Annotated in this window: 7 protein-coding genes; 6 read left to right on the forward strand and 1 reads right to left on the reverse strand. The window is 32.9% G+C overall.

Features of this window, described 5'->3' with window-relative positions; translation table 11 throughout:
- Positions 1-572 precede the first annotated feature (572 nt).
- The 5 genes from V5784_RS01865 (at position 573) to nifJ (ending at position 9,989) form a co-directional block, all read left to right on the forward strand.
- Positions 573-1,724 carry a MalY/PatB family protein gene (locus V5784_RS01865; RefSeq protein WP_336887349.1) on the forward strand — a complete coding sequence of 384 codons (1,152 nt, stop codon included), beginning with the start codon at positions 573-575 and terminating at the stop codon, positions 1,722-1,724.
- Between the two features lie 709 nt (positions 1,725-2,433).
- Positions 2,434-3,483, forward strand: a complete 1,050-nt coding sequence (gene ftsY / locus V5784_RS01870; protein ID WP_336887355.1) for a signal recognition particle-docking protein FtsY — start codon at positions 2,434-2,436, stop codon at positions 3,481-3,483.
- 228 nt (positions 3,484-3,711) lie between these two features.
- Positions 3,712-4,707 carry a phosphate acetyltransferase gene (pta, locus tag V5784_RS01875; protein WP_336887350.1) on the forward strand — a complete coding sequence of 332 codons (996 nt, stop codon included), beginning with the start codon at positions 3,712-3,714 and terminating at the stop codon, positions 4,705-4,707.
- A gap of 99 nt (positions 4,708-4,806) precedes the next feature.
- Positions 4,807-6,000 (forward strand): acetate kinase, encoded by a 1,194-nt coding sequence (locus V5784_RS01880; protein ID WP_336887351.1) that lies wholly within the window; start codon positions 4,807-4,809, stop codon positions 5,998-6,000.
- A gap of 464 nt (positions 6,001-6,464) precedes the next feature.
- Positions 6,465-9,989 carry a pyruvate:ferredoxin (flavodoxin) oxidoreductase gene (nifJ, locus tag V5784_RS01885; RefSeq protein ID WP_336887352.1) on the forward strand — a complete coding sequence of 1,175 codons (3,525 nt, stop codon included), beginning with the start codon at positions 6,465-6,467 and terminating at the stop codon, positions 9,987-9,989.
- Between the two features lie 136 nt (positions 9,990-10,125).
- Here the strand turns inward: nifJ and recR are convergent, their stop codons facing one another.
- On the reverse strand, positions 10,126-10,719 hold the full coding sequence (recR, locus tag V5784_RS01890) for a recombination mediator RecR (RefSeq protein WP_336887353.1): 594 nt from the start codon (positions 10,717-10,719) through the stop codon (positions 10,126-10,128).
- 303 nt (positions 10,720-11,022) lie between these two features.
- Here recR and V5784_RS01895 point away from each other — a divergent pair, with 303 nt between their 5' ends.
- Positions 11,023-11,157 (forward strand): hypothetical protein, encoded by a 135-nt coding sequence (locus tag V5784_RS01895; RefSeq protein ID WP_336887354.1) that lies wholly within the window; start codon positions 11,023-11,025, stop codon positions 11,155-11,157.
- Positions 11,158-11,288: the final 131 nt, after the last annotated feature.

The following is an 11,288-nucleotide window of genomic DNA, read 5'->3' on the forward strand; positions in this document are numbered from 1 at the left end:
ACGATGGATATCACGAGGAAATGGACTGGGCGCCGAAGAGATTGGGGTGTAATCTACTCTCAATTACAAATATTTTTTGAAGAAAGATTAAACTAAGTGATAATCTAAGATATACCTTTTAAAAGAGGCTAATTTTAGGCACTGCTATTGACATACAAAAAATGAAGTTCTAATATATTAAAAACGAGAAGCAATAATTAAAGAATTATTACTCCTCTTTTTATAAAAGTTTTACATTAATTTTTAGAGTTTACACAAAACTTGCAACAGCCCCTGTTGAATAAAAATCCAATGCTTGAGGGAATGGCTATTTTCTTATGAGATATCCTATATCTCCTTGGGTTAGGTCTAGATGTTCGCTCATAGTTCATCTCCTTTTTAAAATTATCTACAAATTCCTTTATAGAGCTTTAATCAATGCTAAACACTAGTAGTGTAATATTAATATTATGCCATAAAAAAAATTGAATTACTTAGAATTGATAGTGAAAAAAAAGAGTTTAAATATAATATTTATATCTTTTTGGAAATGACTAAAGTATAATGTTAAGAAAAAATAAAGGGGGATAAAAATGGTAGATTTTAATAAAAAAATAGATAGAAGTAAAAATGATTCTAGAAAATGGGCTGGAAGGAAAAGCTATTTTGGAAAGGAAAACCTACTACCTATGTGGGTAGCAGACATGGACATAGAAACTCCTAATGTGGTAGTAGAAGCTCTAAAAAATAAAGCGGATCAAAAAATATTTGGTTATACCATGGAAAATGAAAGGTATATCGGCAGTTTGGTAAACTGGGTAGAAAAGAGACATGGGTATAAATTATCTGGAAATAAGATTGCTCATTCTCCTACAGTGATAACCAGTTTAAATCTGTTAATTAAAACTTTAACCAATGAAGGGGATAAAGTAATGATACAGTCTCCAACCTACCCTCAATTTGTAAAACAGATTAAAAATAACAACAGAAAAATAGTGATAAATGAACTGGTTGAAAAAGAGGATAGATATGAGATTGATTTTATAGATTTTGAGGAGAAGGCAAAAGACTCTGTGGTATTTATATTGTGTAATCCTCATAATCCTACAGGAAGAGTTTGGGAAAGGGAAGAATTATCAAAAATTGCAGAAATCTGTGTGAAATATGGAGTTAAAATTATTTCTGATGAAATTCACAGTGATCTGATTTTAGATGGAAAACATATTTCTATAGCTAGCCTAGGAGGAGGAGTAGAGAACCTTGTGTATACTTGTTTTTCTACAACTAAGACATTTAATTTGGCAGGAATTCAGAGTTCGTTTGTAGTTTTTCCTGTAATCAAAGAAAAAGAAGAATTTGTAGAAGAATTATCTCTCATAGGAGTTCATGAGCCCAATAGTTTTTGTATGGATATGGTGATATCTGCATACAATGATGGTGAGGAGTGGCTAGAAGAACTCCTAAACCACCTGAGAGAAAATATAGAATTTGCTGTAGATTATATAGAAAAAAACATTCCTCAAATTAGAGTGAAAAAACCTGAGGCTACTTACCTACTTTGGTTAGATCTAAGGAAATGCAAGTTGGATGATGAAAAATTGAAAGAAAGGTTAGTAGAAGGTGGTGGGTTGGCCTTAACAATGGGAGGAGCCTTTATGAGTCATGGATTTGCGAGGATGAATATAGCGTGTCCTAGATATATGTTAGAAGAAGGATTGAAGAGACTAAAAAAAGTTTTTGGATAGATAAGTTCGACTATAAACTTCATTTTTAATAGCCAAGAAATAGAGAAGAGGGAACGGAGAACACAGAGAGAAGAAGAGTTACCCAGAGAAACCTCAGTGGACTCTGATTGATATTCTCAGTGAATCTCTGTAAGTCGTGAGAAAGAAAAAAGTTTTTTAGTGGCAGGTTGTTCAAGTTAAGAGGGAAATAAAAGAATTTAAGTTTGGTTTTATGACAAAAAAATATATATATGTTAATATTTGAGTACAAAATCAATGAAATGCTAGGAGGATAAAGATGTTTAAAAAATTATTTGGATTTGGAAAGAAGAAAGATGAAGCTGATGAAAAACTGAAAGTTGAAAATGAAAAGTTAAAAATAAAAGAACTAGAAGAGTTGAAGGGAAAAGATAAAAAAGATGAATTAGAGGTGTTAAAAAACAAAGAAGAAAATGAGAGGATTGAATTAGAAAGAAAAGAAGAGTTAAGGATGAAGAATGAAGAATTAAGAATAGAAAAAGAAGATGAAAGGAAATTGGTAGAAGAAAATGAAAGATTAAAAGCTGAGGAAGAGGTCAAAATAAAAGAGCTAGAAGAGTTAAAAATTAAAGAAGAGAGAGAAAGAAAAGAGTTGGAAGAATTAAAGTTGAAAGAGAAGGCAGAAAGAGAAAAACTAGAAAAATTAAGAATTAGAGAAGAGGGAGAAAGAAAAGAATTAGAAAAATTAAAGATAAAAGAAGAAGAGGAAAGAAAGGAATTGGAAAAATTAAAACTTGAAGAAAAAAATAGATTAGCAATAGAAGCGGAGAAAGAAGCCAAAAGAAAAGAATTTGAAGAATTAAAGAAGAAAGAGGAGGTTTCTAAGAAAAAAGGATTCTTTAAATCTTTGAAGGAAAAACTGGTGAAAACTAGAGAAGGATTGTTCGGAAAGATGAAAACTCTTTTTTCTGGCAGAAGTATCATAGATGAAGATATGTATGAGGAATTAGAAGATCTATTGATACAGTCGGATATTGGGATGGATATGACCTTAAAAATAGTAGGAGAATTAGAAAAAGAAGTGAAAAAAAGAGGGATCAAAGAACCAAATTTAGTCTATGATGTATTGAAAGATGTAATGGAAGGATTCTTGATCTCTGAAGGGACAGAGCTAGAAGTGAATAAACCTGGGATGAATATAATCTTAGTAGTAGGGGTAAATGGAGTAGGAAAAACAACTACCATTGGGAAATTAGCAGCTAAATTTATAAAAGAAGGTAAAAAAGTACTGATAGGTGCAGGAGATACATTTAGAGCTGCAGCAATTGAGCAATTAGAAGAATGGGCTGATAGATCAGGTGCTGACATTATAAAACACGAACAGGGAAGTGATCCAGGTGCAGTGGTATTTGATACACTGAAAGCAGGAAAAAGTAGAAATGCTGATGTAGTAATAATAGATACAGCAGGAAGGTTACATAATAAGAAAAATCTTATGAAAGAATTAGAAAAGATAAATATCATTATAAAAAAACATGCAGGAGAAACTAGCTACGAAACCCTATTAGTGATAGATGGGACTACTGGTCAAAATGGATTGAACCAAGCCAAGGTATTCAATGAAGTAACAGAATTAAGCGGATTTGTAGTGACTAAGTTAGATGGAACAGCCAAGGGTGGGATAGTATTTGCAATCTCTGAAGAGTTAAAAAAGCCTATTAAATTTATTGGAGTAGGAGAAGGGATAGAAGACCTTCGGGAATTTAAATCTAAGGAGTATATAGATGCCATTTTCGAGTAAAATTTAGAATGGAACAAAAATAAATCAGAAAAAGCTTTCAAAATGAGCATAAAAACAATATAATGGCTATGTTTTAAAAGTGGCACAAAAGTCCATTTATAGAAGAAAAAGTTTATAAACGAAGCGATTAAAATGACTGTTTTGTAATGGAATGAAAACCATTTGTATAACTAAAGTAAAATATGTTAATATATGTTTAATTATATATATATATTAGGAGGATGACTAATGGGAATCATTAATCAAATAAAAGAAAAAGCTAAAATTGCACAAAAGACTATCGTTTTACCTGAAGCAACAGATGAAAGAGTATTAAAAGCAGCACAAGAGATTGTAAAAGAGGGCTTGGCTAAAGTTGTATTAGTAGGAAAAGCAGAAACTTTAAATGCAGAAGCAGCGAAAGTAGGAGCTAACTTAGAGGGAACTACTATAATCGATCCAAATACTTTTGAAAACATAGACGCTTATGTGGCGAAATTAGTAGAAAGAAGAGCTAAAAAAGGAATGACTCCAGAAAAAGCTAAAGAAATCTTAACTACAGATGTTAACTTCTTTGGTGCTATGATGGTAGCTTTAGGAGATGCAGATGGAATGGTATCTGGATCAGATTCACCTACAGCAAACATACTTAGAGCTGGATTCCAAGTAATAGGGCCTAAGCCAGGAATGAAAACAGTATCATCTGTATTCATCATGGAATTAAAAGATAAAGTTGAAGAGTATGGAAATATTTTAATATTTGGTGACTGTGCAGTAATACCAGAACCTAACGCTCAACAATTAGCTGATATTGCTATGAGTGCAGCTGAAACAGCTAGATCAGTAGCAGGAATTGAGCCAAAAGTAGCATTGATGACATTTTCAACTAAGGGATCAGCTAAACATGATTCGGTAGATGTAGTGGCAGAAGCAGGAAGGATATTGACTGAAAGCAATGTAGATTTCGAATTTGAAGCTGAATTGCAAGCTGACGCAGCATTAGTAGCTGCAGTAGGAGCTAAAAAAGCACCTGGTTCAAAAGTAGCAGGAAATGCCAACATTCTAATATTCCCGAACTTAGCAGCAGGAAATATAGGATATAAATTAGTACAAAGATTGGCTGGAGCAGAAGCTCACGGGCCATTATTACAAGGTTTAGCAGCACCAATCAATGACCTTTCAAGAGGTTGTTCTGTATCTGATATAGTAAACTTAGCAGCTATAACATCAATACAAGCTAACTAATAGATAAGATAGTAGGGGTTAGAAATAGCTCCTACAAAAATAATAAAGATGGTAAATGAAATATATATCGTTAAAATAAAATCTAGGAGGAAATAATTAATGAAAGTTTTAGTAATCAACTGTGGTAGCTCATCTTTAAAGTATCAACTAATTAACCCATCAACTGGAGAGGTTTTCGCAATCGGTCTATGTGACAGAATTGGAATCCACGGATCTAAGTTTGAGTACGAAATTCCAGCTACAGATTTTGAATTAGAGTTAGAGCAAGATATGCCTACACATAAGGAAGCTTTAGAATTAGTGTTAAATACATTAACTGGAAAGCACGGAGTAATCGGAAATATCAACGAGGTTGACGCAGTTGGACATAGAATAGTACATGGAGGAGAAGAATTCACAGCATCTGTATTATTAGACGAAAAAGTAATGGCAGGAATCGAAGCTAACAACGAATTAGCTCCATTACATAATCCAGCTAACTTATTAGGTGTAAAAACTTGTATGGAACTTATTCCTGGAAAGCCAAATGTAGGAGTATTCGATACTGCATTCCACCAAACTATGCCAGCAAAAGCATTTATGTATCCATTACCATATGCTGATTATACAGAATTAAAAGTAAGAAAGTACGGATTCCACGGAACTTCTCATAAATTTGTTGCTGGAGTAGCTAACGATTTATTAGGAAATCCTGAGAACTCAAAAGTGATCATATGCCACTTAGGAAACGGAGCATCTATATCAGCTGTTAAAGATGGTAAATCAGTAGATACTTCAATGGGATTGACTCCATTACAAGGGTTAATGATGGGAACTAGATGTGGAGATATCGATCCAGCAGCAGCATTATTTATCAAAGCTAAGAGAGACTTAACTGATAAAGAGATAGATGCTAGAATGAACAAGCAATCTGGAATCTTAGGAATCTTCGAAAAGTCATCTGACTGTAGAGACCTTGAAATTGCAAGAGCAGCTGGAGATGAAAGAGCAGAATTAGCTATCGATATGATGACTTATAGAATCAGAGCTTATATCGCATCATATGCAGCAGCTATGGGTGGAGTAGACATGATCTGTTTCACAGGTGGAATTGGAGAAAACTCTAACTTAATAAGATCTAAATCTTTAGAAGAATTAGAATTTATGGGTGTAGAATTAGATGAAGCTGTTAATTCAGTAAGAAAGAAAGGATCTGTAAAATTATCTACAGAAACTTCTAAAGTAGCTATCTATAAGATTCAAACAAATGAAGAATTAGTAATTGCTAGAGATACATACGCAATAGTTAAATAATTTTTAAACTACCAGATTAATCTGGTAGTTTTTTTTGTTTAAATTTGTCCACTTATTGATATTGATCTAAATGATAAAACATGTGTGATCTGCGACAAGATTAAAAAAAAGCGCTGATACTATGCATGGTGATCACGGTGTCTCTGTATTGGAATTATTGTGAGTTTAAAAAATGTCCATAAAATATGGAAAAACAGGGATATTTGTAAAGTGTAGTCGTACAAAAACTTAGAGATTCAAAGGTTTTAACCCCGATAATACTAAGTTAAAAAAGTAATTAATTGTATTAAAGTGGTTAGATATAACGTTTTAAGGACGAAAAAAGTGTAAAGAGAGATAACGTCTAAAAAAAAAAATGATTGATTGACAAAATATTGCTAGTGAAGTAAAATTGTACATGAAAGATATTTTATTTTTACTGAAACCAATAAAATATAATTAAAATTTTCAGGAGGGCAAAAAAAATGGCTAAAACTATGCAAACAATGGATGGAAACCAAGCTGCAGCGTGGGTATCATACGCATTTACAGAAGTAGCAGGAATCTATCCTATAACACCATCATCACCAATGGCAGAATATACTGACGAATGGGCAGCTCAAGGTAAGAAAAACTTATTTGGAGTACCTGTAAAGTTAGTAGAAATGCAATCGGAAGCAGGAGCAGCAGGAACAGTTCATGGAGCGTTACAAGCAGGAGCTTTAACTACTACTTATACAGCATCTCAAGGATTATTATTAAAAATACCTAACATGTATAAGATCGCTGGAGAATTATTACCTTCAGTAATCCATGTATCAGCTAGATCATTATCAGCTCAAGCATTATCTATATTTGGAGATCACTCAGATATATATGCTGCAAGACAAACTGGTTATGCAATGTTAGCAGCTGGATCTGTACAAGAAGTAATGGATCTTGCAGGTGTTGCACATTTAGCAACATTTAAGACAAGAATACCTTTCATGCATTTTTTCGATGGTTTCAGAACTTCACATGAAATCAATAAAGTAGAAGTAATGGATTATGCAGATTTAGACAGATTATTAGATAGAGAAGCAGTACAAGCATTCAGAGATAGAGCAATCAATCCTCATCACCCAGTGACTAGAGGAACAGCTCAAAACGATGATGTTTTTTTCCAAGCTAGAGAAGCTCAAAATAAATACTATAATGCAGTACCAGATGCAGTTGCAGGATATATGGAAGAAATTTCAAAGATTACAGGAAGAGAATATAAGCCATTTACTTACTATGGAGCAGCAGATGCTGAAAGAATAATAATAGCTATGGGATCTGTTACAGAGACTATTAAAGAAACTATAGATCATTTAGTGGCAGCTGGAGAAAAAGTAGGATTATTATCTGTTCATTTATACAGACCATTCTCTGCTGAATTCTTCATGAATGTTTTACCTAAGACAGTTAAATCTATATCTGTATTAGATAGAACTAAAGAACCAGGAGCAAATGGAGAGCCTTTATACCTTGACGTAGTTGAGTTATTTAAAGATGACAAAAATGCACCAAAAATCGTTGGAGGAAGATACGGATTATCTTCTAAAGATACTACACCTGCTCAAATAATAGCTGTATATGAAAATGCAAAATTAGAGACTCCTAAAGAAGGATTTACAGTAGGAATCATTGATGACGTTACTTTCTTATCATTACCAGTAGGAGAACCTGTATCAGTAGTTGCTGATAACGTAAAAGAATGTTTATTCTTCGGACTAGGATCTGACGGTACTGTAGGAGCTAACAAGAACTCAATCAAAATCATAGGAGACAAGACTGATCTTTATGCTCAAGCTTACTTCGCATATGATTCAAAAAAATCTGGTGGAGTTACTAGATCTCACTTAAGATTCGGTAAAGATCCTATCAGATCAACTTACTTAATCAATACACCATCATTCGTAGCTTGTTCTACACCATCTTACTTAGGTAAGTATGATATGGTTGGAGGATTAAAGAAAGGTGGATCATTCTTATTAAACTGTGTATGGAGTCCAGAGGAAACAATTGCAAACTTACCTAACTCAGTTAAGATTAAATTAGCTAAAAATGAAGCTAAATTATTCATCATCAATGCAAATAAATTAGCAGTTGAATTAGGATTAGGAAACAGAACTAATACAATAATGCAATCAGCATTCTTTAAGTTAGCTAATGTAATTCCTTTTGCAGAAGCTCAAGGATATATGAAAGAATATGCTCATAAGTCATACAGTACAAAAGGTCAAGATATTGTAGAAATGAACTACAACGCAATTGATAAAGGAGCAGACGAGTTAGTAGAAATTGCTGTAGATCCAACTTGGATCAACTTAGAATATGAAACTGCTGAAGATGCTTACAAAGGTTCTGCATTTGTAGAAAAAATTGCTAAGCCAATAAACGCTATTAAGGGATATGATTTACCAGTATCAGCATTTAACGGGTATGAAGATGGTACATTTGAAAACGGAACTACAGCATTTGAAAAAAGAGGAGTAGCAATAAACGTTCCTCATTGGATTTCTGAAAACTGTATCCAATGTAACCAGTGTTCATTTGTTTGTCCACATGCAGTAATCAGACCTTTCTTAATCAATGAAGAAGAAAAAGCTAATGCACCAGAAGGTATGAAAACTTTAAAAGTTATTGGAAAAGCTGAAGGTGTAGAATACAGATTACAAGTTTCACCACTTGACTGTACAGGTTGTGGAGTATGTGTAAACGTATGTCCAGCTCCTAAAGGAAAAGCTTTAGTTTTATCTCCAATCGCTGAAGAAATGCCAAACCAAAAATTCGCTGATTATTTATTCAACGAAGTAACTTATAAGAAAGAAATCATGGGAACTGCAAATGTTAAAACATCTCAATTTGCACAACCTTTATTCCAATTCCATGGAGCATGTGCTGGATGTGGAGAAACTCCTTACATCAAGTTAATTACTCAATTATTTGGAGATAGAATGATGGTAGCAAACGCTACTGGTTGTTCATCAATCTACGGTGGATCAGCTCCATCGACTCCTTACTGTACAAACGGATGCGGAGAAGGTCCAGCTTGGGCATCATCATTATTTGAAGATAATGCAGAGTTTGGATACGGAATGTACGTTGCTTCAGAAGCATTAAGAGATAGATTAGAAGTAGAAATGAATAAAATCATGGATACAGTTACTCCAGAAGTAGCAGAATTATTTAAAGAATGGATAGAAAATAGAACTGATGGAGAGAAAACTCAAGAGATCAGAACTAAATTATTACCATTATTTGAAGGTAATGAAGCAACTAAAGAAGTAGCATCATTAAAAGATCACATCACTAAGAAATCACAATGGATCTTCGGTGGAGACGGTTGGGCAAATGACATCGGTTATGGTGGAATAGATCACGTTTTAGCTACATCTGATGATATCAACATCTTAGTAATGGATACAGAAATGTACTCAAATACTGGTGGACAAGCATCAAAAGCAACTCCTACAGGAGCAGTAGCTAAATTTGCTGCATCAGGAATGCCATTAAAGAAGAAAGATTTAGCTGGTATCTGTATGTCTTACGGGCATATCTATGTAGCTCAAGTATCTATGGGTGCAAGCCAAGCTCAATACTTAAAAGCTGTTAAAGAAGCAGAAGCTTATAAAGGACCATCTATCATCATTGCATACGCGCCTTGTATCTCACATGGTGTAAGAAAAGGTATGGGACATTCTCAAACAGAGATGAAATTAGCTACTGAATGTGGTTACTGGCCATTATTCAGATTTGATCCTAAATTAGAATTAGAAGGTAAGAATCCATTACAAATAGATTCTAAAGAATCTAACTGGGACAAATATGAAGAATTCTTATTAGGAGAGACTAGATACTTAACACTAACTAAGTCTAACCCTGAAGGAGCAAAAAAATTATTCGCTAAGAATAAATTAGAAGCTCAAAAGAAAATCAGACATTATAAGAGATTAGCTGCACTTGACTACTCTGAAGGTATATAATTTATCCCTATTCCTTTTAGGGGTGAGAATAAAATAGATATATAGAAAAAGGACTGGAATTTTTCCAGTCCTTTTTTGTGTATGTAAATAAAAAAAGATAACTCCTAATTATTAGGAGTTATCTTTAATATCTTATCTATTGTTCTATCCTATCATTCAACGCTCTATTAATAGTAGCAATATCAGAAAATTCAATGTTTCCACCCATGGGAATTCCACTGGCAATTTTGGTGATCTTTATACCAAATGGTTTGAGTAATTTCATGAGATACATAGCTGTGGTCTCTCCTTCTAAATCAGGATTAAGAGCTAGGATGATTTCATCGATTTCTTCAGCAGCGACTCTGATTAAAAGTGATTTGATATTTAATTTATCAGGAGTTATTCCACTAAGAGGAGCAATTTTACCATTTAAAACATGGTATTTACCGTTGTATGATTTTGATTTTTCCAAGGCGATAATATCTCTATTATCTTCTACAACACATATCATAGAACTATCTCTAGCTTCGTTATCACAAATCTCACAGATAGGAGATTCACTTAAATTACCACAAATTGTACATTTTTCAGTGTTCTCTTTCACCTCGTAGACAGCTTTTATAAATTCATCTATCTCATTTTTTTCCATCTCCAAGATATGAAATGTCAATCTACTAGCAGATTTTTTTCCAATACCTGGGAATCTATAAAAATAATCTGTTAATTTTTCTATACTTTTCGTTGCCAATTTTTCCACCTCTTTAAATTTAAATATTATATCTATTATTATAACATTTTAAACAATAAACTTCATCCTAAAGAAAAGATGATATATATATCATTATTTATTTTGTTGAATCAAAAATCACATTATTCAATTTATAAAAAATAAAAAACAACAAACAACAAAGATTAAAAAATAAAGAGGAGATAGATATGGATTCCTGTCCCGGTCTTTTACTTGTCAAGGAGGGAAAGCTCAGGGTATATCTGAGCTAATAATGGAAGAGAAATAACTCTCTTTAACATCCTTCCAGGAGAGTTTTGTATAATGTCATCTTCTTGTATAATAGGACAAATCTCCTTTAATCTATTAATAGAGGCAGTAGGAGAATCTAGGATTGAGATAATCCCTAAACATATTATTGAAACATTAAAAAAAGAAAGTACAAATTTTATACTGTAACCTGTGAACTGGACACTAGAAAAAGAGTGTCTAATTCACAGGTTTTTTGTATACTATAAAAAAATATTAAGGAGTTCACTATGTCTAAAAAAATATTTAGCCAAAAAGAAATAAAAATATTATCCAAAAAT

The organism is Psychrilyobacter sp., from assembly GCF_037132775.1.
Lineage (GTDB): Bacteria > Fusobacteriota > Fusobacteriia > Fusobacteriales > Fusobacteriaceae > Psychrilyobacter.